Annotated in this window: 24 protein-coding genes, 1 tRNA gene and 2 pseudogenes; 20 read left to right on the top strand and 7 right to left on the bottom strand. The window is 56.8% G+C overall.

Going from position 1 to position 21,137, the window contains the following annotated elements; all coding sequences use genetic code 11:
• Window positions 1-39 precede the first annotated feature (39 nt).
• Genes OGX92_RS19810 through OGX92_RS19785 form a run of 6 tightly spaced genes read left to right on the top strand, consistent with a single transcriptional unit; the run spans window position 40 to window position 5,947 of the window.
• Window positions 40-1,185 (top strand): hypothetical protein, encoded by a 1,146-nt coding sequence (locus OGX92_RS19810; protein WP_016154557.1) that lies wholly within the window; start codon window positions 40-42, stop codon window positions 1,183-1,185.
• Complete coding sequence (gene trx-GI, locus OGX92_RS19805; protein WP_000786815.1) at window positions 1,175-1,615, top strand: heat resistance system thioredoxin Trx-GI; 441 nt, start codon at window positions 1,175-1,177, stop codon at window positions 1,613-1,615. Before OGX92_RS19810 ends, trx-GI begins: the two co-directional genes overlap by 11 nt.
• Before the next feature lie 3 nt (window positions 1,616-1,618).
• Entirely contained in the window at window positions 1,619-3,334 is a 1,716-nt protein-coding gene (gene kefB-GI / locus OGX92_RS19800) for a heat resistance system K+/H+ antiporter KefB-GI (protein WP_001295706.1), read from the top strand.
• Window positions 3,331-3,828: a heat resistance protein PsiE-GI gene (gene psiE-GI, locus OGX92_RS19795; protein ID WP_016154556.1), complete on the top strand. Its 498-nt coding sequence runs from the start codon at window positions 3,331-3,333 to the stop codon at window positions 3,826-3,828. Before kefB-GI ends, psiE-GI begins: the two co-directional genes overlap by 4 nt.
• Window positions 3,806-4,771, top strand: coding sequence for a zinc metalloprotease HtpX (locus OGX92_RS19790; protein ID WP_016154555.1), 966 nt, complete (start codon window positions 3,806-3,808; stop codon window positions 4,769-4,771). The genes psiE-GI and OGX92_RS19790 overlap by 23 nt, the downstream gene beginning before the upstream one ends.
• 24 nt (window positions 4,772-4,795) lie before the next feature.
• Entirely contained in the window at window positions 4,796-5,947 is a 1,152-nt protein-coding gene (locus OGX92_RS19785; protein ID WP_286586983.1) for a S1C family serine protease, read from the top strand.
• Window positions 5,948-6,171: 224 nt separating this feature from the next.
• Here OGX92_RS19785 and OGX92_RS19780 read toward each other — a convergent pair.
• A pseudogene (locus OGX92_RS19780) lies at window positions 6,172-6,747 on the bottom strand (IS5 family transposase); the annotation flags it as partial.
• A 237-nt stretch (window positions 6,748-6,984) separates the two neighbouring features.
• A pseudogene (locus OGX92_RS23635) lies at window positions 6,985-7,374 on the bottom strand (BrxR family helix-turn-helix transcriptional regulator); the annotation flags it as partial.
• 488 nt (window positions 7,375-7,862) lie between these two features.
• On the opposite strand from OGX92_RS23635, the gene OGX92_RS19775 reads away from it, so the two are divergent.
• The 12 genes from OGX92_RS19775 to OGX92_RS19720 all read left to right on the top strand — a co-directional run bounded on the left by OGX92_RS19775 (window position 7,863) and on the right by OGX92_RS19720 (window position 14,060).
• Window positions 7,863-8,726, top strand: a complete 864-nt coding sequence (locus OGX92_RS19775; protein ID WP_286586982.1) for a GTPase family protein — start codon at window positions 7,863-7,865, stop codon at window positions 8,724-8,726.
• A gap of 91 nt (window positions 8,727-8,817) precedes the next feature.
• Window positions 8,818-9,639 carry a DUF932 domain-containing protein gene (locus tag OGX92_RS19770; protein WP_286586981.1) on the top strand — a complete coding sequence of 274 codons (822 nt, stop codon included), beginning with the start codon at window positions 8,818-8,820 and terminating at the stop codon, window positions 9,637-9,639.
• A gap of 216 nt (window positions 9,640-9,855) precedes the next feature.
• Window positions 9,856-10,557 (top strand): DeoR family transcriptional regulator, encoded by a 702-nt coding sequence (locus tag OGX92_RS19765; protein WP_001581462.1) that lies wholly within the window; start codon window positions 9,856-9,858, stop codon window positions 10,555-10,557.
• A 40-nt stretch (window positions 10,558-10,597) separates the two neighbouring features.
• Window positions 10,598-10,834 carry a protein YpjK gene (gene ypjK, locus OGX92_RS19760; RefSeq protein ID WP_001144031.1) on the top strand — a complete coding sequence of 79 codons (237 nt, stop codon included), beginning with the start codon at window positions 10,598-10,600 and terminating at the stop codon, window positions 10,832-10,834.
• Window positions 10,834-11,277 carry a YfjS/YafY family lipoprotein gene (locus OGX92_RS19755; protein WP_001547764.1) on the top strand — a complete coding sequence of 148 codons (444 nt, stop codon included), beginning with the start codon at window positions 10,834-10,836 and terminating at the stop codon, window positions 11,275-11,277. The genes ypjK and OGX92_RS19755 overlap by 1 nt, the downstream gene beginning before the upstream one ends.
• A gap of 22 nt (window positions 11,278-11,299) precedes the next feature.
• The gene (locus tag OGX92_RS19750) at window positions 11,300-11,767 is read left to right on the top strand and encodes a YfjT/YkfB family phage-associated protein (RefSeq protein ID WP_001547765.1); all 468 of its coding nucleotides are present in this window, start codon (window positions 11,300-11,302) and stop codon (window positions 11,765-11,767) included.
• A gap of 76 nt (window positions 11,768-11,843) precedes the next feature.
• Window positions 11,844-12,083 carry a DUF905 domain-containing protein gene (locus tag OGX92_RS19745; protein WP_180208556.1) on the top strand — a complete coding sequence of 80 codons (240 nt, stop codon included), beginning with the start codon at window positions 11,844-11,846 and terminating at the stop codon, window positions 12,081-12,083.
• A gap of 97 nt (window positions 12,084-12,180) precedes the next feature.
• Window positions 12,181-12,639 (top strand): antirestriction protein, encoded by a 459-nt coding sequence (locus OGX92_RS19740; protein WP_000211838.1) that lies wholly within the window; start codon window positions 12,181-12,183, stop codon window positions 12,637-12,639.
• A gap of 15 nt (window positions 12,640-12,654) precedes the next feature.
• The gene (locus OGX92_RS19735) at window positions 12,655-13,131 is read left to right on the top strand and encodes a JAB domain-containing protein (RefSeq protein WP_000811693.1); all 477 of its coding nucleotides are present in this window, start codon (window positions 12,655-12,657) and stop codon (window positions 13,129-13,131) included.
• A gap of 8 nt (window positions 13,132-13,139) precedes the next feature.
• Window positions 13,140-13,361: a DUF987 domain-containing protein gene (locus OGX92_RS19730; RefSeq protein ID WP_001548171.1), complete on the top strand. Its 222-nt coding sequence runs from the start codon at window positions 13,140-13,142 to the stop codon at window positions 13,359-13,361.
• A gap of 19 nt (window positions 13,362-13,380) precedes the next feature.
• On the top strand, window positions 13,381-13,698 hold the full coding sequence (locus OGX92_RS19725; protein WP_006812013.1) for a type IV toxin-antitoxin system YeeU family antitoxin: 318 nt from the start codon (window positions 13,381-13,383) through the stop codon (window positions 13,696-13,698).
• A 20-nt stretch (window positions 13,699-13,718) separates the two neighbouring features.
• Window positions 13,719-14,060, top strand: a complete 342-nt coding sequence (locus OGX92_RS19720; RefSeq protein WP_006812012.1) for a TA system toxin CbtA family protein — start codon at window positions 13,719-13,721, stop codon at window positions 14,058-14,060.
• A gap of 161 nt (window positions 14,061-14,221) precedes the next feature.
• On the opposite strand, the gene OGX92_RS19715 is transcribed toward OGX92_RS19720, so the two are convergent.
• Window positions 14,222-14,297, bottom strand: a tRNA-Ile gene (locus OGX92_RS19715).
• 124 nt (window positions 14,298-14,421) lie between these two features.
• On the opposite strand from OGX92_RS19715, the gene mug reads away from it, so the two are divergent.
• Window positions 14,422-14,928 (top strand): G/U mismatch-specific DNA glycosylase, encoded by a 507-nt coding sequence (mug, locus tag OGX92_RS19710; protein ID WP_079939802.1) that lies wholly within the window; start codon window positions 14,422-14,424, stop codon window positions 14,926-14,928.
• A 45-nt stretch (window positions 14,929-14,973) separates the two neighbouring features.
• Here the strand turns inward: mug and rpoD are convergent, their stop codons facing one another.
• The 3 genes from rpoD to rpsU all read right to left on the bottom strand — a co-directional run bounded on the left by rpoD (window position 14,974) and on the right by rpsU (window position 19,181).
• Window positions 14,974-16,818 (bottom strand): RNA polymerase sigma factor RpoD, encoded by a 1,845-nt coding sequence (gene rpoD / locus OGX92_RS19705; RefSeq protein WP_038634001.1) that lies wholly within the window; start codon window positions 16,816-16,818, stop codon window positions 14,974-14,976.
• A 164-nt stretch (window positions 16,819-16,982) separates the two neighbouring features.
• Entirely contained in the window at window positions 16,983-18,728 is a 1,746-nt protein-coding gene (gene dnaG / locus OGX92_RS19700; RefSeq protein WP_063941841.1) for a DNA primase, read from the bottom strand.
• Window positions 18,729-18,965: 237 nt separating this feature from the next.
• On the bottom strand, window positions 18,966-19,181 hold the full coding sequence (rpsU, locus tag OGX92_RS19695; RefSeq protein ID WP_001144069.1) for a 30S ribosomal protein S21: 216 nt from the start codon (window positions 19,179-19,181) through the stop codon (window positions 18,966-18,968).
• A 236-nt stretch (window positions 19,182-19,417) separates the two neighbouring features.
• On the opposite strand from rpsU, the gene tsaD reads away from it, so the two are divergent.
• Window positions 19,418-20,431 (top strand): tRNA (adenosine(37)-N6)-threonylcarbamoyltransferase complex transferase subunit TsaD, encoded by a 1,014-nt coding sequence (gene tsaD, locus OGX92_RS19690; RefSeq protein ID WP_003024694.1) that lies wholly within the window; start codon window positions 19,418-19,420, stop codon window positions 20,429-20,431.
• A gap of 87 nt (window positions 20,432-20,518) precedes the next feature.
• Here the strand turns inward: tsaD and ureG are convergent, their stop codons facing one another.
• Window positions 20,519-21,136, bottom strand: coding sequence for an urease accessory protein UreG (ureG, locus tag OGX92_RS19685; RefSeq protein ID WP_003828463.1), 618 nt, complete (start codon window positions 21,134-21,136; stop codon window positions 20,519-20,521).
• Window position 21,137 lies beyond the last annotated feature (1 nt).

The following is a 21,137-nucleotide window of genomic DNA, read 5'->3' as shown; positions in this document are numbered from 1 at the left end:
ATTCATGCCTCCGTAGAAATGACATCGAAGGAGTCATACATGCAGATACAATATAGCTATCGAGCTATCGACAAAGAGTTTCATGAACCTTGGCAGAGAGCTTTGGGAAATGTGATCGAGCACGCCCTCAAGCCATTGCTCGACAAACACACTAAAGATTCAGCGCGACTTCAAATCGTCCTTGATCGCGACAAGATCAAGCGGCAATTTCTGGCCAGTGGCTATATGCACCTGCCCGGCAAAAAGATTGTCAGCGTTACTGCATCACATAACGAGCTGACGCCCCTCGCGCAGATGCTCGCACAGTCGTTGTTCCGTCAGGCCAAGAAGCATTTTGACCGACTGCATGCTCAGGATCAAATCAAGCGCAAAGCACGACGCGAGCGCTTGCGCGAGCTCAAGGTGCGGATTGCCGCAAAACCCGCATCAGCCGCCCATGAGGCCGAGGTGACCCGAATGCCTCTACTGTCGAAACTTGAGGCTGTCGCAAGGCGTGAGCTGGCTTATCTGCGGGCCGTCGGCGATTTACCGCGCGATTATCCGACGCTGCGCGACGTGGTGGATGAAGCGATTGTCCGAGCTAAGGTGGAATGGCAATCCGTGCCGGGGGAAAAAGAGGCTTACACCGGTCTTTTGAAGCATCTGTTCGCCGTCCTGGATAACGAAGTGGCAAGCAGCCGGCAATTTGGCGAATCCGTTTCTCTGGACGCGCCGGTCGAACCGGATGCCCAAGACGTGGCCGAGGCCATGGTGGAAGAGGAAATCTTCGAATTTTATCAGCACGATGACACACTCAAGCTGGCCGATATTTTCGCTGGCAGTCAGCATCCCGATGTCGCAACGATCGCGGAACAGGAGGAGCTGATTGATCGGTCGAGCGAGTTCGCTTTTGCATTTGACCTGCTGAAGGACATGCCGCGTTTGTGGCGGCGCATTTTTCTGCTTATCCGTGTGGACGGGCTGAATGCCAGCAGCGTCTCTGAAATCCTGCTGATTCCTAGTAAGGAAGATGCTGCCCGAAGGTGGCTCATGCAGGCCGAAGCATTCATCGCTGCTCATCTGGAAGAGGCCGGAGTAAGCAAAAACGGGAACGATTGGCTCCAAGGCGTTGATTGGTCGGCATTGTCTGTGACCCGAAGCGAGGCAGCCTCACTGTGGTCCAAGGAGGCGAACCATGAAGAATGATCTTCACCTAGTCTGCCCGCATTGCCAGTCCATCAACCGCGTACCGACTGCGAAGCTATCGGAACATCCCAACTGTGGCCGCTGCCAGCAGCCCTTGTTCACGGGCGAGCCCATCGAGTTGACCACGGCGACGTTCTCGCGCCACGTGGAGCGCAGCGATCTGCCGCTGCTGGTCGATTTCTGGGCGCCATGGTGCGGGCCGTGCAAGATGATGGCGCCACAGTTCCAGCAAGCGGCGCACCAGCTCGAACCGAGGATCCGGCTGGCGAAGGTGAATACCGAGGCTGAGCCCCACCTGGCCGCGCAGTTCGGTATCCGCAGCATCCCGACGCTCGCCCTGTTCCAGGGTGGGCGGGAGATCGCCCGTCAGGCCGGCGTGATGGGCGCGCAGGACATCGTGCGCTGGACGTCGACGCAAGTGGGACGCTGACCGATGCAGGGCTTGCTCGGCACTACGCTAATCCTGCTGGCGGCTTGCAGCCTGGCGGCGATGGCGACAGCGGCGTTCAGAGTGCCCGCCTTGCTGGGGTATCTCTCTGTCGGCGTTGTACTGGGCCCCTCAGTCATCGGCGTGATCGCGCCGGGGGAGACGCTGAGCTTTCTGTCCGAGCTGGGCGTGGCGCTGCTGTTGTTCATGGTCGGACTGGAATTCTCCCTCGGAGACTTCTGGCTCGCCCGCAGGACGGTGCTGATGGCGGGCGCTCTGCAGATGATCGCCGTGGCCCCGCCGCTGATCCTGCTATTGATGTGGCTGGGGCAGCCCGGCCAGAGCGCCGCGCTGCTCGGCACTGCGGCGGCCATGTCGTCCACGGCGCTGGTCAGCCGACAACTGGCCGACCAAGGCGAGCTCACCACCCGCCACGGACGCAGTGCCATCGCCGTGCTGGTCTTTCAGGACCTGGCCAGCGTGCCCCTGCTGGCCTTGCTGGCGATCTGGGCGCGCGGCGAGTCGCCGAAGATCGAGCATGTGCTGCTCGAAGTATTCGGTGTGCTGCTGCTGTTCGCAGCAGCGGCCCTCGCCTCGCGCCGTCTGTTGCATGGCCTGCTGGGCTGGGTGGCGCGGCGGGGCCACGAGGAATCGTTCGTGCTCGTCTCCTTGTGCGTGGTGGTGGCCGCCGCCGCCGCTGCGCACGCGGTCGGCGTATCTGCCGCCCTGGGGGCCTTCCTCGCCGGGATGGTGCTGGGCGAGAGCGACTTTCGGCACCACATGGAAAGCCACCTCAGGCCGTTTCGCGATGTGTTGTCGGGCGTGTTCTTCGTGACCATCGGCCTGCAACTGGACGCAGCACAGATTCTTTCGGCACCGCTGGCGGTGCTGGCGTGGCTGGTGGTGCTGGTACCGGTCAAGATCCTGCTCAATACGCTGGCCTTGCGGGCGACGCGCCTGTCCGCCCTCGATGCCTGGCGCACGGGCATAGCGTTGGGGCACGGCGGCGAGTTCGCCCTGCTGTTGTTGGGCACGGTCTTGCAGCAGCATCTGATCCCCGCGACCGTCGTCCAACCCATGCTGGTCGCGCTGGTGCTCAGCATGGCCCTGGCACCGCTACTGATCCGCCATCACGATGTACTTGCCCGGTTCTTGAGCCGCACCGGCGGCGTCATTCAGCCACCCCAGGCTGAAGAAGTCGAGATCGCCGCGCAGACGACGCGATATCGAGACCATGTCATCATTTGCGGCGCGGGCGAGCTTGGCCTGACAGTCAGCGAGATTCTTCGCCACGCCGGCGTGGCGCATCTGCTGCTGGAGGCGGACGCGCAGAAGGTCGAGGCCGCGCGTGCCGCCGGCGCGCCGGTGTTCCATGCCGATGCCAGTCGGCCCGATACCTTGCTGGCTGCCGGCTTGACGCATGCGCACTTGGTGGTGCTGACGTTCGCCCATGCCCAGCAAGCGTTGCGCATCGCCCAGGCGATTGCCGAGCACCGTCCGGCGCTGACCTTGTGGGTGTCATGCAGAAGTACGACCGCGGCCGATGCATTTCGCGCCATGCCCAACGTGCGCGTGTATCAGCAATCCTTTGCCGCAGCTATTGGGCTGGCGGAACAGGTGATGTCGACGCTTGGCATGTCGACCGAGCTGATTGAAGGACACATCAGCGCAATGCGCCGCCGTCTCGACAGCAGCCGTTTTCCAGGGAGTTCATCGTCATGAAATCAACACGCCTTAACCCATTTCAGGTCTTACGTGACCAATTGGCCATCATGAGTTTTTACGAGCGCTTCGAGCAGGTCGTCGCGCTCGTGCTGTCGGCGGTGATCGCCGTCATCATCGTGGTGTCGCTGTTCCAGCTCATCTCCATCGTCTTCACGCTGCTGGTTCTAGATGCCTTCAATCCCCTGGACCACGAGGTATTCCAGAGCGTGTTCGGCATGATCATGACGCTCTTGATCGCGATGGAGTTCAAGCATTCCATCGTGCGCGTGGCGCTGCGTCGGGACAGCATCATCCAGGTCAAGACGGTGGTCCTGATCGCGCTGATCGCACTCTCCCGCAAGTTCGTGATCCTCGACTCCGACGCGAGCCCCGCAAAGATAGCCGCGCTGGCAAGCGCCACGCTGGCTCTAGGTGCGACCTACTGGCTGCTGCGCAAGCGCGGCGACCGCGCCGCCGAGACCTCTGAGCATGACCCGTCATCATCCCAGTGATCCGCGCACGGCGCTCTTGCAACACCGCTGGCTCAACCGCCTGCAGACCGGGCTGTTGGTCCTGACCCTGGTCGGGATCGCAGCCGCAGCAGGGAGACTGCCGTTTGGGGAAGGCTGCCTGTGGCTCGCGCTGTTTGCCATTGCAGGTGCGTTGCTGCTGGAACCGGTAGCCGCGTCGGCGCTGAGCTTGCGCCTGTACCGCGTACGGGCCTTGCACCCGCAAGAAGCCCACAAGATGTGGGCCCTATTGCGCGAGCTGCCCGCCCGTGCCGGTTTGCCCGCCACGCCGGTGCCGCACTATGTGCCCAGTGCCGTCGTCAACGCCTTCGCCACCGGATCGAAGCAGGAGGCATCGATCGCCCTCACCGATGGCCTGCTGCGCAGCCTGAGCCCACGCGAGCTGGCGGGTGTGCTCGTGCACGAGGTCGCGCACATCGCTAATGAGGATCTGCGTGTCATGGGGCTGGCGGATTCCGACAGTCGCCTCACGAGCCTACTGGCCCTTATGGGACAGATCGCGATCCTGCTCAGCCTGCCCGCGCAGCTGGTTGGCGCGGCGGAGGTCTATTGGCCTGGTCTATTGTTATTGGCCGCATCGCCCCAGCTGGCCCTGCTCGCACAGCTCGGCTTGTCTCGCGTGCGTGAGTTCGACGCTGACCGCCTTGCGGCGGAACTGACTGGCGACCCGCAGGGGCTGGCGTCCGCGCTGGCGAAAATCGAGCGGGTCAGCCGCTCCTGGCGTGCCTGGCCATGGTCGGGATGGGGCAATCCCGAGCCCTCCTGCTTGCGCACGCGTCCGGCAACGCAAGAGCGCATCGCACGCCTGCTGACGTTGGCGCCTGGGCCAGCATCAGCGTTGCCACTCCGCGCGCCCCATTTTTTGCCGGAATCTGCTTTGGCGACGCGCCCACCGCGCTGGCGCCCGAGCGGGCTGTGGCGCTGATTGCCCATCAACAGGAGACGTCTCATGGCCTATCTCGACCCGTACCAACGCCCCGCGCCGGACCGCTTCGTCCGGCGCGGGCTCTTCATCACCGCCTGCATTGCCGCGCTCATGCTGCTGTGGCAGTTTCTGCCCGCCATCGAGGCATGGTTCAGTCCGCGCGAGGCAGCAGAACGCACCGTGATGGCGCGTGGCGATCTGGCGGCGGACGAGAAAACCACCATCGAACTGTTCGAAAAATCGCGCGCCTCGGTGGTCTACATCACCACCGCGCAATTAGTACGCGATGTCTGGACGCGCAACGTGTTCTCCGTGCCGCGCGGCACTGGCTCGGGCTTCATCTGGGACGACGCCGGCCACGTCGTCACCAACTTCCACGTCATCCAGGGCGCGTCCGAAGCCACCGTCAAACTGGCCGACGGCCGCGACTACCAGGCCGCGCTGGTGGGGACGAGCCCCGCGCACGACATCGCCGTGCTCAAGATCGGCGTCGGTTTCAAGCGCCCGCCGGCCGTGCCGGTCGGCACCAGTGCCGACCTCAAGGTGGGTCAGAAGGTGTTCGCTATCGGCAACCCCTTCGGCCTGGACTGGACGCTCACCACTGGTATCGTCTCCGCGCTCGACCGCTCGTTGCCGGGAGAAGCGGGCGGCCCGGCCATCGATCACCTGATCCAGACCGACGCCGCCATCAACCCCGGCAATTCCGGTGGCCCGCTGCTCGATTCGGCTGGGCGGCTGATCGGAATCAATACCGCCATCTACAGTCCGTCTGGCGCCTCGGCCGGCATAGGCTTTGCGGTGCCGGTCGATACCGTCATGCGCGTGGTGCCGCAACTCATAAAGACCGGCAAGTACATCCGTCCGGCACTGGGCATCGAGGTGGATGAGCAGATCAACGCGCGTCTGCAGGCGCTGACCGGCAGTAAGGGCGTATTCGTATTGCGCGTGACGCCGGGCTCGGCGGCGCACAGGGCCGGGCTCGTCGGCGTCGAGGTCACCGCAGGCGGCATCGTGCCCGGCGATCGCGTTATCAGCATCGACGGTATCACCGTCGACGACGTCACCACATTACAGGCCCGGCTAGACGACAAGAACGTTGGAGATGTTGTGGTCTTGTTAGTGGAGCGGGCCGGCAAGACTCGCGAGATGCTTGTGGAACTACAACCGGGAGTTTGATGGAAAGTGGGTCATGGATCTGCACAGCGAAGCAGCCAAGCGACTTCAGCCTTGCGCCGAACTACGAGCCCTAGCTAGGGATGGTCTGAAGTAGCCCTGTATTTCCGGCTGACTTCAGCCACTGCTGATTTTGAAAGCGGTGAACCGATCAAAAACGATCGGATCACCCGCTCATTTCGGTGCTTTCAGCCGTCGCGAGCACCTTGCGACGGCCATTTTCCGCATTACAGGCGCACCTCTCCTGCGCTTGCCAGCAAATGTCGGCGGGCCATCCATAGGTTCGACAGGGCAAACAGCGTCACCAGTTGTGCAGTGTTCCTCACCAGCCCTCGGAAACGTACCTTGGTGTAGCCGAACTGCCGCTTGATCACGCGAAACGGGGGCTCTACCTTTGCTCGCACTTGCGCCTTGGCTTTCTCGATCTTGCGCTTGGCTTTGTACAGGGCGCTGCGTTTATCGAGCATCTTGTAGGTGCTGCGGCGTGCAGCGACCTGCCAGATCACTTCTCGGTCGGCATGCTCGGAGCGCTTTTCGACGCCGGTGTAGCCGGCATCGGCGCAGACGACGTTCTCGTCGCCGTGCAGCAGCTTGTCGACCTGGGTGACATCCGCCACGGTGGCTGCCGTGCCCACCACGCTGTGTACCAGCCCCGATTCATCATCAACGCCGATGTGCGCCTTCATGCCAAAGTAATACTGGTTCCCCTTCTTGGTCTGGTGCATTTCCGGGTCGCGCTTGCCGTCCTGGTTCTTGGATGAACTGGGCGCGTGGATCAGCGTAGCATCGACGATAGTCCATCTTGATAATATCGGGCCGCTCAACGCTCGGGTACGGCACGAAATCCAGCTCGACGATGCGCGTCCACTGGATGTCGTTATCCTGTCGTTCGTTGGCTTGTGGCTCCTCGTCGAGCAATGTTGGTGCTTCGATGCGGGTGACGACGAAATCCCGAAACTCTCTACTCTTGCGATCAAATGGACGTGCCAGCGCATGCCGGTATCAACCAAAGCAAAGGGCACAATTACCCGCTCGGACTCGCCGCTGCTCATCGAGTAGTAGCGGATGGCGACGGGTCGCTTAGCGTGGATGCCTCGGCAAATCGTGGCTAACACATCCATCTTGGGAATGCTTAGGGCTGCGGGGGATTCGCATGGTAGCAGCGCCTGCATTGAGCCGTTCACGCCATCGCCAAAACCGAGAGACAGCGCCGACAGAACGCGCAGCGATGCGTGCTCGAACAACGGTGAGAACTCCTGCCCGATGCGATAAATCTTGTTGCTACCATCGAAGGTGATGTTATGCGGCGCAATTTCCCGGTACAAAGCCAAATCGCGTGTCGCCCCTGCCGGAGCCACACCGAAGCGCTCAATCAGATCAGGGCGTCCGATCTCACCGAAGAAATAGAGCCGAAAATCGATGTAGGCCAACCTCTCGCGCTGGACCAAACTCAAGTCCTCAAGCCGCTTAGAAAGGGAACCAAGTATGAATCATCACTATAGGGAAAAAATGAATATTTAATACGGTAATCCATAAAGTGCCATGATTATAATCAAATTGATGATAATCAGCATTAATACTTATGTAACAGCAAGAATTTATGTCTTAAACGTAGACAGTCATCGTATGGGCTGATGTTTCTATACCGTTAAATTGATGCCATCCAACTATAAAACCTTGCTGCCCAATGCCCTATAGCTCCCTCAGGCAATTTGCCCTTATCCACTGTTCTGGTCTGGGGATGAGGGATATCAGAATAACCTAACGACTCAGGGACTGGGATCACAGGCAACCGTGGCTCGTCGCTTACCTTAATTCAAATTATTTTCAGATAGATATCATTCTTCTGAACATACCCGATTAACGGCAGAATCTCACGATTCTGCCGTTTTTGTATAATTTTTCAGAGGAGTAGCTAATGAACAATTCTGAAGGTTTGAAGTCGTTTCAGCAATCGCTTGCTGGCCTGCCACAGTGGGTGTCTGAACGTATATTGCAGCAGATAAATCAGTTAACCCATTACGAGCCAGTAATCGGCATTATGGGTAAGAGCGGTGCCGGTAAATCCTCACTCTGCAATGCCCTGTTTGCCAGTGAGGTATCACCGGTCAGCGATGTGGCGGCCTGTACACGTGAGCCACTGCGCTTTCGCCTGCAGGTTGGCGGCCGCTATATAACGCTGATGGATCTGCCCGGCGTGGGCGAAAGTGGCGCTCGCGATACCGAGTATGCTGCGCTGTACCGCGAACAGCTTCCTCGCCTCGACCTGGTACTGTGGCTGATTAAGGCCGATGACCGGGCGCTGACGGTGGATGAACATTTTTATCATCAGGTGATTGGAGAGGTATACCGGCATAAGGTGCTGTTTGTTATCAGCCAGTCGGATAAGGCCGAACCTACCAGCGGTGGGGGACAGTTGTCCACGGCGCAGAAGCAGAATATCAGCCGCAAAATCTGCCTGCTGCATGAGCTGTTCCAGCCCGTCCATCCGGTGTGTGCTGTGTCGGTCCGTCTACAATGGGGGCTTAAGGTGATGGCCGAGCGGATGATTAAGTGCCTGCCACGTGAGGCCACCAGCCCGGTGGTGTCGCAACTCCATCCTTCCTTTCGCACGACGGTAGTCCGGGAACAGGCTCGTAGCGATTTTGGTGAAACCGTCGGGGCCGTACTCGATAGCATCAGTGCCTTTCCCCTGATACCCGCCCCTGTGCGGGCCGTCATTCAGGCCGTGCGCACCACCGTGGTCTCTGTGGCCCGCGCCGTCTGGGATTTCTTCTTCTGAGTATTTAACCCATCCCTGTTATTTCCCTGACCCTGTCGCCGATGCGACGGGGATCCCCTTTATTTGTTTTCCCGTTATGAGGAGTCTGCTTATGACCCGTCTGGCTTCGCGCTTTGGCGCTGCAAACATTATTCGTCGTGACCGTCCGTTAACCCGCGAGGAGCTGTTTCGCGTGGTGCCCAGTGTGTTCAGCGAGGACAAACATGAATCCCGTAGTGAACGCTACACCTATATACCCACCATCTCCTTGCTGGACAGCCTGCAGCGAGAAGGCTTCCAGCCATTCTTTGCCTGTCAGACCCGTGTGCGTGATCCGGAGCGTCGCGAACACACCAAGCATATGCTGCGTCTACGGCGTGAGGGACAGATAACCGGTAAGCAGGTGCCGGAAATAATCCTGCTCAACTCTCACGATGGCAGCAGTTCGTACCAGATGCTGCCGGGACTATTTCGTGCGGTTTGTCAGAACGGGCTCGTCTGCGGTGAGTCGTTTGGCGAGGTGCGGGTGCCACACAAGGGGGACGTGGTGAGTCAGGTGATTGAAGGCGCGTATGAGGTGCTGGGGATTTTTGACCGGGTGGGGGAGAAACGGGATGCCATGCAGTCGTTGCTGTTGCCACCCCCGGCACAGCAGGCACTGGCAAAAGCCGCCCTCACATACCGCTTTGGTGAAGACCACCAGCCGGTGACTGAATCGCAGATCCTCTCCCCTCGCCGCTGGCAGGATGAGAGCAATGACCTGTGGACCACGTACCAGCGTATTCAGGAGAACCTGATTAAGGGCGGGCTCAGTGGCCGTAATGCCAAAGGAGGACGGTCACATACCCGTGCCGTTCGCGGTATCGACGGGGACGTGAAACTTAACCGGGCACTGTGGGTGATGGCGGAAGCCCTGCTCACGCAACTGCAGTGACCGTTTAATGTTGCTGCTTTGTTAATATCGGACACCACCTGTCCGCATCGCACCGTGCTGACGGTCCTCACTCACCGAGGGAAGGCCTGTAACCCCCGCTGCCTCTGGCTTTTGCAGAAATGAAAAATAGTTTCTGTGGTGTCCATACCCTGTCCGACCCCCTCTTTAAAGTAATCACATCATTTTCAGTCAGTTAACTTTCACGGAGAACGTCTCATGACACAGGCAGAACGCCGCCATGACCGGCTGGCTGTCAGGCTGTCACTGATAATCAGCCGTCTGGTGGCAGGGGAAACGCTGAGTGTGCGTAAGCTTGCCGCTGAGTTTGGTGTGTCGGTGCGCACGCTGCGGCGTGATTTTCGTGAGCGGCTGATGTATCTGGACCTGGAGTATCAGTCCGGATATTGCCGCTTACGCACTGCGGGCAGTGAGACGCAGATGGTGCCCGACGTGCTTATCTTTGCCCACCGCAGCGGGATGGCCGGTCTTTTCCCTGGCTTTGACCGTCGTCTGGTAAACGCACTGCTGATGTGCGATGAGTCTCCCTGCGTAATCGCACCCGCCAGTCCGGCTCCTTCGCCATCAGGCGCATTGTCTTTCTGGCGACTGATTCAGGCCATTACCGGGCGCAGGCGGGTGACTCTGATTGCCGAGGGGCAGCGCTGTGAGCGGCTGGCTCCCTGCCGGTTACTTATCCACCAGCAGGCCTGGTATCTGGTGGCAGAGCACGACGGACATATCGCCGTATTCTCCCTGGATGAAATCCATCTGGTTCAGCCCCTGCAGGAGACTTTCCGGCGTAACGACAGTCTGTGTCGTCTTGTTGAAGACCCGGGCTTTATTCAGTCCTTACCCCATTTTCGCTTTATCCAGCAGTCACTGCTTACGTTTGTTCCGGCCGACAGCCCACCAGAATAGCGTAAGCGTTGTTATCAACCCGGCAACAGGGAGGAGCCCTATGCCCGTTATTGCCATTATCGCCATTGTTGTCATCGTCATCATTCTGAACAAAACCGGGGTGTCCGACAGTCTCGCGGCCCTGACCCTTGCCACTGTTGCCGCACTGCTGACGGGAGGTGGCGCAGCCGGTGCTGCCAGTGTCGCGCTGACACCGTTCGTCGGCGTGCCGGTGGGTATTTTCGTGGGCATTTATGTCTTTGCCAAAGTGGTTCGTCTGATTTCAGGAAAAAAATAATGAAACGTAAAACACTGCCTCTGCTGGCGCTGGTTGCCACCACTCTGTTTCTCATCGCATGCGATGACAGAAGTGATGACCTGAAGGCCATCAGTAAATTTAAGGACCTCACCCCACCGCGTTTCAGTGATGTGGTCAGCCACCAGGATGATGTCAGTGAAGAATGGTCACAGGTTGACTACTTATCCGGTCCCACCTTGCAGGTTTTACGTACCCGCCAGTCGCCCGATGGCTGCGAGGATGGCAGTTACTACTACCTCGTGGATATGCAGGAAAAAACCGTCCAGCCACTGATGAATGCGCTGTGTATTGCCGATAACATCAAACTGGAATACCAGGAGGTGACGGACCCGTATACCAAAGAAAAATACTTTGAGTACGCCCATGACGGCAAACTGATGGGGCGACTGCTGATACCCTCAAACCCTGAGAACCAGGAATAAAACAACGACAAAGGAGACAAGAATGACAATACTTTCACTAAGTCGGTTTATGCTGGCGGGTGTACTGCTCGCGAGCTTTAATGCCTCTGCTATCCCGGGGTTCTGGCAGCAGGGTTACGGTCAGGGCAATACGGAATACAGCGTGACCGAAGCCAGCGGAAAGACGTTTACCATCAACTGCACAGGGAACCCGGACCAGAATGGTTTCTATCAGCATTCAGTCTTTCTTACCCTTGCCGATGACAAGATGGTCAGTTCGCACGATGACGACACTACTATCACCGTAGTGATGGATCACCAGCAGTACATTATTCCGTCCAGCCTGGGCTGGCGTAACGGCGATAACGCCTGGTTTGACTTCATCAGCAATATCTCTGAGGCCGGGCAGTTCGACGTCTACGTCAATGACCACAAAGCAGGGACCTTCACTGCGGACCGGAAGAACGCTGAGAAAGTTCTGTCCACTCTCGGAGACTGCAGCAACGACTGATAGTAGTATCTTCCCCAGCAAATCCACCCCGACAGCTAGCAGGCTGCCGGGGTTTTCTTTTATCAGGAGCCCGAAAATGACCCAATCCGTGTTGCTGCCACCGGGGCCTTTCACCCGGAGACAAGCGCAAGCGGTCACTACCACGTACAGCAATATCACACTCGAAGACGACCAGGGCAGTCACTTCCGTCTGGTGGTTCGTGATACTGAAGGCCGGATAGTCTGGCGGGCATGGAACTTTGAGCCGGATGCCGGTGAAGGTCTTAACCGCTATATCCGCACCTCAGGCATCCGTACAGACACGGCCACCCGCTGATCGCGAAGCATTTACCCGCATTCACCTCCCCGAACACACTTTATATCCCCATACGCCAGCCATCGCCGCTGGCGTTTTTATTGACGGAGACATACCCATGACAACACAGACGCAGCACGACCTCGCACCCGCTAACCAACCCGAATTTGAACTGACCGTCACGCCGGTCCCCGATGAACAGCGTATCGATTTCTGGCCACAGTACTTTGGCGCTATCCCGCAGTGGCTACTCCTGGAGCCGCATATCTTCGCCTGGATGGACCGCTTCTGTGAGGGCTACAGCGGTGGTATCTGGTCGTTCTACACCCTCAGCAATGGCGGCGCATTTATGTCCCCCGAGCCTGACAACGATGAGACATGGCGTCTGTTTAACTGCCTGAACGGTAACGATGCCCAAATGAGTGCAGAAGCAGCAGGTATTGCTGTCTGCCTGATTGCGTATAGCCACCATGCCTGCCGTACAGAATGTGACGCGATGACCGCACACTATTACCGCCTGCGGGAGTATGCCATGCAACATCCAGAGGCTCACGCCATTCTGCGTATTATCGACTGACCGAAGGAGCAACAGATGAAACAGCTTTCCTTTTTACCCGGCGAGATGACGCCACAGGACCGGCGTCTCATTCAGCGGGCGCTCAGGGCTCTGGACCGCCACCTGCATGAGCCCGGCGTAGCCTTCACCTCTACCCACGCCGTACGTGAATGGCTGCGACTGCATATGGCCGCGCTTGAGCGGGAAGAGTTCCGGGTGTTGTATCTGGACAACCAGAATCAGTTGATTGCCCATGAAACGCTCTTCACCGGCACGATTAACCGCACCGAGGTGCATCCCCGGGAGGTGGTCAAACGTGCTCTGCACTTCAACGCGGCGGCGGTGATACTCGCGCATAACCATCCTTCCGGCGAGACGACACCTAGCCAGGCCGACAAAACCCTCACGCAGCGACTGGTTCAGGTGCTTCAGCTGGTGGATATCCGCGTCCCTGACCACCTGATTGTCGGTGGCAGGCAAATCTATTCGTTCGCAGAACACGGTCTGTTGTGAGGTATGACATGAAAATTATCAGTAAACGCCGGGCAATGACGATATACCGCCAGCATCCTGAGTCCCGGATCTTTCGCTACTGCAGTGGAAAATATCAGTGGCACGGTAGCGTCTGCCATTACACCGGCAGGGATGTGCCGGATATCACAGGAGTCCTCGCGGTATACGCCGAACGCCGCCAGGACCGTAACGGGCCTTATGCCTGCCTAATGAGTATTACCCTGAACTGACAATAAAAGGAGAGCCGCCATGACCCACATCAACTGGGGCCTGCAGCGGGCTATCACGCCGCGCCTGGGAGCCCGTCTGGTGCAGGAGGGTAACCGACTGCACTATCTGGCTGACAGGGCCAGCATCACCGGCAGGTTCAGTGACACCGAATGCCGGAAGCTGGATGAAACATGCCCGCACTTTATCCGCCAGATGGAGTCGATGCTAACCACCGGTGAACTCAGTCCCCAACACGCCCACTGCGTCACCCTGTACCACAACGGTTTCACCTGCGAAGCCGATACTCTTGGCAGTTGCGGCTACGTATACATCGCCATTTACCCCACTCAGAGTTAATTACCTTCACGAGAGTAAACATGAAAACTTTACCTGCAACAACTCAGCGGGCGGCGAAGCCCTGCCTAGCACCCGTGGCTGTCTGGCAAATGCTACTGACCCGCCTGCTGAAACAGCACTATGGTCTCACCCTCAACGACACACCGTTCAGTGAGGAACGTGTTATACAGGAACATATCGATGCCGGAATCACGCTGGCTGATGCCGTGAATTTTCTGGTGGAAAAATACGAACTGGTGCGTATCGACAGGAAGGGATTTAACTGGCAGGAACAATCCCCTTATCTCCGGGCTGTAGACATTCTGCGAGCACGGCAGGCAACTGGCTTGTTGCGGCAAAGCCGTAAAAATTCGGTACGGTGAATATTACAGGCAGTGCTACTGGCTTTCATCACTATCCGGGGATGCTGGCAGCGAGATGAAGAGGGCAGGGTAGCAATTCCTTACCTGACCCATTACCTGACCCAAATTGCATCCAAAGAAAAAGGAGTTAGACGATTTCTCATCTAACTCCTTGTTTTATCTGGTGGCCCCTGTTGGGTTTGAACCAACGACCAAGCGATTATGAGTCGCCTGCTCTAACCACTGAGCTAAGGGGCCGTGGCGGTGGATTATAAAGTAACTCTGCGTCGCAATCCAGACATATGCGAACGGATGCTGATTTTATAAACAATGTATTTTCAGTCCGTTATACTGTTACTCTGATGTATTGTTCGGAGTAATTATGGTTAAGGACATACTGGCACCAGGGCTGCGGGTGGTGTTTTGCGGCATCAATCCGGGACTATCTTCCGCAGGTACAGGGTTCCCCTTTGCGCATCCCGCTAATCGCTTCTGGAAGGTCATCCATCAGGCGGGATTTACCGATCGCCAACTGAAACCAGAAGAGGCGCAACACCTGCTGGATTTCCGCTGTGGCGTGACCAAGTTTGTCGACAGGCCGACGGTGCAGGCTAATGAAGTGAAGCTACAGGAGATGCGTAACGGTGGTCGTCTGCTCATTGAGAAAATAGAAGAGTATCAGCCAGCCGCGCTCGCTATCCTTGGGAAGCAGGCATTTGAGCAGGGGCTTAGCCAGCGTGGGGCGCAGTGGGGAAAACAGACGCTGACCATTGGCGCGACGCAAATATGGGTATTGCCGAATCCCAGCGGGTTAAGCCGGATCACGCTGGATAAACTGGTAGAGGCGTATCGGGAAGTGAATGACGCCCTGGTCAGGCGGGGACTATAAAGAAAAACGCCACCTTGCGGTGGCGTTTATGCTTATGCGGCGAGATTAATCGTCCAGGAAGCTACGCAGTACTTCAGAGCGGCTCGGGTGGCGCAGTTTACGCAGCGCCTTCGCTTCGATCTGACGGATACGTTCGCGGGTAACGTCGAACTGTTTACCCACTTCTTCCAGCGTGTGGTCGGTGTTCATATCGATACCGAAACGCATACGCAGAACTTTCGCTTCACGGGCGGTCAGGCCAGCCAGAACGTCGTGCGTTGCGGCACGCAGGCTCTCGGTGGTCGCAGAGTCCAGCGGCAGCTCGAGGGTGGTATCCTCGATGAAATCACCCAGATGCGAATCTTCATCGTCGCCGATCGGCGTTTCCATGGAGATAGGTTCTTTAGCGATTTTCAGCACTTTACGGATCTTGTCTTCCGGCATCAGCATGCGCTCAGCCAGTTCTTCTGGCGTCGGCTCGCGGCCCATCTCTTGCAGCATCTGACGGGAGATACGGTTGAGCTTGTTGATAGTCTCAATCATATGCACCGGAATACGGATGGTGCGCGCCTGATCCGCGATAGAGCGGGTAATTGCCTGACGGATCCACCAGGTTGCGTAGGTGGAGAACTTGTAACCACGACGGTATTCAAACTTATCAACCGCTTTCATCAGACCGATGTTGCCTTCCTGAATCAGATCCAGGAACTGCAGACCACGGTTGGTGTATTTCTTGGCGATAGAGATAACCAGACGTAAGTTCGCTTCAACCATCTCTTTTTTCGCACGACGGGCTTTCGCCTCACCGATGGACATGCGACGGTTGATATCTTTAACTTGCTCGATGGTCAGGCCGGTTTCTTCTTCAATCTGCTGCAGTTTCTGCAGGCCGCGGTGAACGTCATCTGCAACGTCGTGCAGTTTTTCAGACCACGGTTTGTTCATCGCGATTGCCGCGTTGAACCAGGTTTCGCTGGTTTCGTTGCCAGTGAACAGGGTGATGAAGTTTTTCTTCGGCATTTTGCACTGCTCAACGCAGAGCTTCATGATCAGACGTTCCTGAGTACGCACGCGGTCCATCATGACGCGCATGCTGTTTACCAGGTAGTCGAACTGCTTCGGCACCAGGCGGAACTGTTTGAACACTTCAGACAGCTTCTGAATTTCTTCCTGCGCGGCAGCATGGCTGCGGCCTTTGGCCTTGATCGTGTCGCGGGTGATTTCGTACTGGGTACGAAGTTCAGCGAATTTTTCACGCGCTAATTCAGGGTCGATGCTGTTATCGTCATCGCTGCTGTCGTCGTCATCTTCTTCATCTTCGTCTTCATCTTCATCCATCTCTTCTTGAGAGAGTTCAGAACCGACGTGGGTCGCCGTTGGCGCCATGTCTTCTTCCGCGTTAGGATCGACAAAGCCGGTGATGAGATCGGACAGACGCGCTTCTTCAGCTTCTACGCGATCGTATTGCTCAAGCAGATAGGTGATGGCTTCCGGGTATTCAGCAACGGAGCATTGAACTTGGTTAATCCCGTCTTCGATGCGCTTAGCGATGTCGATTTCGCCTTCACGGGTTAACAGTTCAACGGTACCCATTTCACGCATGTACATGCGAACCGGGTCAGTTGTACGGCCGATTTCGGACTCAACGCTGGACAGAACCTGGGCAGCCGCTTCTTCCGCGTCTTCATCGGTGCTGTTGGAGGTTTCAGCAAGCAGCAGATCATCGGCATCAGGTGCTTCTTCCATCACCTGAATACCCATGTCATTGATCATTTGGATGATGTCTTCGATTTGATCTGAATCGACGATATCTTCCGGCAGATGGTCATTGACCTCGGCATAGGTCAGATAGCCTTGCTCCTTACCACGTTGGACAAGAAGCTTCAGCTGTGACTGCGGGTTTTGCTCCATAAGACGGTATCCACACTTAATTCGTTTGATTGGTGTTGGGCGGTAAAACCGCCAACGGCAAAACGAGGGCATACTTATATTTTGCCGCTGCCTCTCCGTGCGGCTGTCGGGGGCTTCCCGATCGATATTCGGCAGTTAAGCCGTTAAATACTTTTGTCTTTCAGCTATTTCTTGGCCAGTTCCTGGTTCAGTGTCCAGAGTTCCCGGCGTTCTTCGCTGCTTAAACCGTGTGTGCGCTCACGAGCTATCAACTCTTCCTGGCGCAGTTCAAGCATCGAATCAAACATATGGTTGAGTGAGTCGGTGAAGGTTTTTTCCGCGATATCTTTATCTGCTATATCGTCCCACATCGACAGTTTTTCAAGGGTCGCAGCATCATTTGTGCCACGGTAGTGTTCTAAAAGTTGCCCGGTGGTCAGACCTGGCTGAGCCAGACAAGTGTTGACCAGTTCTCTGAATAAGCCAAGTCCAGGCAGCTTATTACTATCCAGTGCGCCTAACGGTGGAACCAGCGGGGCGAGGCCCGGGTTCTGTACCAGCAACCCTATAAGTATACGCATGGTCGTACGTTTTAGCTGTGGAACAGGGCGGGAAGCCCCATTTTCTGCTAGTTTAGGCATTAAACGTTCAAGCTGGCTGTCATCCAGAATGCCGAGCTTGTTCCCCAACTCCTGTCGCAGGTAAATGCGCAACGTTTCGCCTGGTACCTGAGTAATCAACGGTAATGCCAGCGTACTGAGCTGTGCGCGTCCGTCCGGGGTACTCAAATCAACCTGCGGCAGCAGGCTGTTAAATAAAAACGCGGAGAGCGGCAGCGCCTGCTCCATCCGGGCTTCAAAGGCCTCTTTCCCTTCTTTACGCACCAGCGTATCGGGGTCTTCGCCGTCAGGTAAAAACATAAAGCGTAGCTGGCGTCCGTCTGTCATATAGGGCAGTGCGGTTTCCAGCGCGCGCCATGCTGCGTCACGTCCGGCACGGTCGCCGTCGTAACAGCAAATTACGTTGTTCGTCGCGCGGAACAACAGTTGGATGTGATCGGCGGTAGTTGACGTCCCAAGGGATGCCACGGCGTAGTTAATGCCGTATTGCGCCAGCGCCACCACATCCATATAGCCTTCTACCACTAACAGGCGCTGTGGATCGGCGTTATCCTGCTGGGCTTCATAAAGGCCATACAGCTGGCGACCTTTATGGAAAATATCGGTTTCCGGGGAGTTCAGATATTTCGGCAGGGCATCGCCCAGCACGCGTCCACCAAAACCAATGACCCGACCACGTTTGTCGCGGATGGGGAACATCACCCGTTCGCGGAAGCGATCGTAACTGCGTCCCTGATCGTTGGTGACCAACATCCCCGCATCGACCAGCGATTTGCGATTCTCAGCATTGCCGCCAAACCGTTTCAGGACGTTGTCCCAGCCGGGGGGCGCAAAACCAATAGCAAAACGGGTGATAACGTCGCTACTTAATCCTCGCTTTTCCAGGTACTGGCGCGCAGGGGTAGCGGCGGGCTGCATCAAAGACTGTTGATAAAAAGTGTTCAGGCCGTCCATCAATTGATAAAGGCTTTGCCGTTGATGGCGCTCTATCTGATTGGGGCCACTGCCTGCTTCATAGGGCACTTCAAGGTTATGCATTGCGGCCAGTTCTTCGACGGTTTCCACAAACTCGAGCTTGTCGTAGTTCATCAGAAAGTCGACGGCGTTGCCATGCGCGCCACACCCAAAGCAGTGATAAAACTGTTTTTCACCGTTTACGGTGAAAGAGGGGGTTTTTTCGTTATGGAACGGACAGCACGCGTGATAATTTTTGCCCTGCTTTTTCAGCTTTACCCGCGCGTCGATGAGATCGACGATGTCGGTTCTTGCCAGCAGGTCATTGATAAAAACGCGAGGAATTCGTCCAGCCATAAGCCCCTGTTTTTTGATGACTCATATACACAAAATCATTCAGGATGCATCAAGGCGGCAAGGAAGCGAATCCTCAGGAGCGTACAGCAGTACGTGACTGGGGTGAGCGACTGCAGCCAACACTGAGGCAGCTTGAATGATGACGTGTATAAACGAAAATAAGCCGCGCATTCCTTCCGGAAGCACGGCCTTACAACTACAACTCAGTCTGAATTGAGAGCTTTGGCTCTCAATGGATTAGTACAGACGAGTACGGCGTGCGTTTTCGCGAGCCAGTTTCTTCGCGTGACGTTTCACAGCAGAAGCTTTAGCGCGCTTACGTTCGGTAGTCGGTTTTTCATAGAACTCACGACGACGAACTTCCGCCAGAACACCTGCTTTTTCGCATGAACGCTTGAAGCGACGCAGTGCTACGTCGAACGGCTCGTTTTCACGTACTTTAATTACCGGCATGTAACTCTCACCTTTAATAAATTCGGTTTGCCGCTGGCATCAACGCCAGCTTATTTCAAAATGGTGCGGAATTTTACTGCAATTGCTGCTGCTTTGTAAAGCACCGACGCGATTTTGAAAGGGACTTTTATAAGGACAAGGAGTATACACGAGCGAAACTCCTGGGGCGAACAAAGTTTTACATCAACCCGCATTGGTCCTACACTGCGCGGTAATAAAGCGAGGTAAAACAAGTCATGCGTGTACTGGGTATTGAAACATCCTGCGATGAAACCGGCATCGCCATTTACGACGATGAAAAAGGTCTTTTAGCCAACCAATTGTATAGTCAGGTGAAATTACATGCTGACTACGGCGGCGTAGTGCCAGAACTGGCCTCGCGCGATCACGTACGTAAAACCGTACCGTTGATCCAGGCCGCGCTGAAAGAAGCGGGACTGACGGCAAAAGAGATCGATGCGGTGGCGTATACCGCAGGTCCTGGTCTGGTTGGTGCGCTGCTGGTTGGCGCTACCGTAGGACGTTCGCTGGCGTTCGCCTGGGGCGTACCGGCAATTCCTGTGCACCACATGGAAGGGCATCTGCTGGCGCCAATGCTGGAAGATAATCCCCCTGCGTTCCCGTTCGTCGCGCTGCTGGTTTCCGGCGGTCACACTCAGTTGATCAGCGTCACCGGTATCGGTCAGTATGAATTGCTAGGCGAATCGATTGATGATGCTGCCGGTGAAGCGTTTGACAAAACCGCCAAGCTGCTGGGGCTGGATTATCCTGGCGGCCCAATGTTGTCAAAGCTGGCATCACAAGGTGTTGAAAAACGCTTTGTCTTCCCGCGTCCGATGACTGACCGTCCGGGGTTGGATTTCAGCTTCTCCGGCTTGAAAACCTTTGCCGCGAACACCATTCGTAATAACGAAAATGACGATCAGACCCGCGCTGATATCGCCCGTGCGTTTGAAGACGCGGTAGTTGATACGCTGATGATCAAGTGCAAACGCGCGCTGGATCAAACCGGTTTTAAACGTCTGGTGATGGCGGGGGGCGTGAGTGCGAACCGTACGCTGCGCGCAAAACTGGCCGAGATGATGCAAAAACGTCGTGGCGAAGTGTTTTACGCGCGTCCGGAATTTTGTACCGATAACGGGGCGATGATCGCCTACGCGGGCATGGTGCGCTTTAAAGCGGGTGCAACGGCGGATCTTGGCGTGACCGTGCGTCCACGCTGGCCGCTGGCGGAATTACCGGCAGCATAAGTTTTTTTGCCCGGTGGCGCTGCGTTTACCGGGCTTACAAAACCGTAGGCCGGGTCAGGCGAATCCGCCGCCCGGCGATAGCTCTTACTACATCCGCAACATTCCTTTCTCTTCCAGAAACGCGATAATTTTTTCCAGGCCTTCTCCAGATTTTAAATTACTAAACGTCCATGGACGCTCGCCGCGCATGCGCAAGGTATCGCGCTCCATCACCTCCAGCGATGCGCCGACGTAAGGGGCCAGATCGGTTTTATTGATCACCAGAAAATCGGATTTGGTGATCCCCGGACCACCTTTACGCGGGATCTTCTCGCCTTCAGCAACATCGATCACATAGATCGTCAGATCCGCGAGTTCCGGGCTGAAGGTGGCGCTCAGGTTATCGCCGCCGCTTTCCACAAAAATCAGATCCAGATTACCGAATTTCTCGCTCAGCGCTTCTACGGCGGCCAGATTCATCGACGCATCTTCGCGGATGGCGGTATGCGGGCAGCCACCGGTTTCCACGCCGACGATCCTCTCTGGCTCCAGTGCGCCCGCCTCGGTGAGAATGCGCTGGTCTTCTTTGGTGTAGATATCGTTGGTCACCACCGCCAACTGATAGCTGCTGCGCATGGCTTTGCATAGCGCTTCCAGCAGCGCCGTTTTGCCCGAGCCAACCGGGCCGCCAACGCCCACGCGCAGGGGATGCTTGTAGTTACTCATT

Origin of the sequence: Citrobacter sp. Cpo089 (genome assembly GCF_030332695.1) — a bacterium.
In the GTDB taxonomy this organism is placed as follows: domain Bacteria; phylum Pseudomonadota; class Gammaproteobacteria; order Enterobacterales; family Enterobacteriaceae; genus Citrobacter; species Citrobacter portucalensis.
Note: the sequence above shows the minus strand (reverse complement) of the source record. Positions and strands in the feature narration are given on the sequence as shown.

Coding starts and splice junctions, on each gene's coding strand:
- OGX92_RS19810 (WP_016154557.1), top strand. CDS start 40: ATGCAGATACAATATAGCTATCGAGCTATCGACAAAGAGTTTCATGAA.
- trx-GI (WP_000786815.1), top strand. CDS start 1,175: ATGAAGAATGATCTTCACCTAGTCTGCCCGCATTGCCAGTCCATCAAC.
- kefB-GI (WP_001295706.1), top strand. CDS start 1,619: ATGCAGGGCTTGCTCGGCACTACGCTAATCCTGCTGGCGGCTTGCAGC.
- psiE-GI (WP_016154556.1), top strand. CDS start 3,331: ATGAAATCAACACGCCTTAACCCATTTCAGGTCTTACGTGACCAATTG.
- OGX92_RS19790 (WP_016154555.1), top strand. CDS start 3,806: ATGACCCGTCATCATCCCAGTGATCCGCGCACGGCGCTCTTGCAACAC.
- OGX92_RS19785 (WP_286586983.1), top strand. CDS start 4,796: ATGGCCTATCTCGACCCGTACCAACGCCCCGCGCCGGACCGCTTCGTC.
- OGX92_RS19775 (WP_286586982.1), top strand. CDS start 7,863: ATGAACAATTCTGAAGGTTTGAAGTCGTTTCAGCAATCGCTTGCTGGC.
- OGX92_RS19770 (WP_286586981.1), top strand. CDS start 8,818: ATGACCCGTCTGGCTTCGCGCTTTGGCGCTGCAAACATTATTCGTCGT.
- OGX92_RS19765 (WP_001581462.1), top strand. CDS start 9,856: ATGACACAGGCAGAACGCCGCCATGACCGGCTGGCTGTCAGGCTGTCA.
- ypjK (WP_001144031.1), top strand. CDS start 10,598: ATGCCCGTTATTGCCATTATCGCCATTGTTGTCATCGTCATCATTCTG.
- OGX92_RS19755 (WP_001547764.1), top strand. CDS start 10,834: ATGAAACGTAAAACACTGCCTCTGCTGGCGCTGGTTGCCACCACTCTG.
- OGX92_RS19750 (WP_001547765.1), top strand. CDS start 11,300: ATGACAATACTTTCACTAAGTCGGTTTATGCTGGCGGGTGTACTGCTC.
- OGX92_RS19745 (WP_180208556.1), top strand. CDS start 11,844: ATGACCCAATCCGTGTTGCTGCCACCGGGGCCTTTCACCCGGAGACAA.
- OGX92_RS19740 (WP_000211838.1), top strand. CDS start 12,181: ATGACAACACAGACGCAGCACGACCTCGCACCCGCTAACCAACCCGAA.
- OGX92_RS19735 (WP_000811693.1), top strand. CDS start 12,655: ATGAAACAGCTTTCCTTTTTACCCGGCGAGATGACGCCACAGGACCGG.
- OGX92_RS19730 (WP_001548171.1), top strand. CDS start 13,140: ATGAAAATTATCAGTAAACGCCGGGCAATGACGATATACCGCCAGCAT.
- OGX92_RS19725 (WP_006812013.1), top strand. CDS start 13,381: ATGACCCACATCAACTGGGGCCTGCAGCGGGCTATCACGCCGCGCCTG.
- OGX92_RS19720 (WP_006812012.1), top strand. CDS start 13,719: ATGAAAACTTTACCTGCAACAACTCAGCGGGCGGCGAAGCCCTGCCTA.
- mug (WP_079939802.1), top strand. CDS start 14,422: ATGGTTAAGGACATACTGGCACCAGGGCTGCGGGTGGTGTTTTGCGGC.
- rpoD (WP_038634001.1), bottom strand. CDS start 16,818: ATGGAGCAAAACCCGCAGTCACAGCTGAAGCTTCTTGTCCAACGTGGT.
- dnaG (WP_063941841.1), bottom strand. CDS start 18,728: ATGGCTGGACGAATTCCTCGCGTTTTTATCAATGACCTGCTGGCAAGA.
- rpsU (WP_001144069.1), bottom strand. CDS start 19,181: ATGCCGGTAATTAAAGTACGTGAAAACGAGCCGTTCGACGTAGCACTG.
- tsaD (WP_003024694.1), top strand. CDS start 19,418: ATGCGTGTACTGGGTATTGAAACATCCTGCGATGAAACCGGCATCGCC.
- ureG (WP_003828463.1), bottom strand. CDS start 21,136: ATGAGTAACTACAAGCATCCCCTGCGCGTGGGCGTTGGCGGCCCGGTT.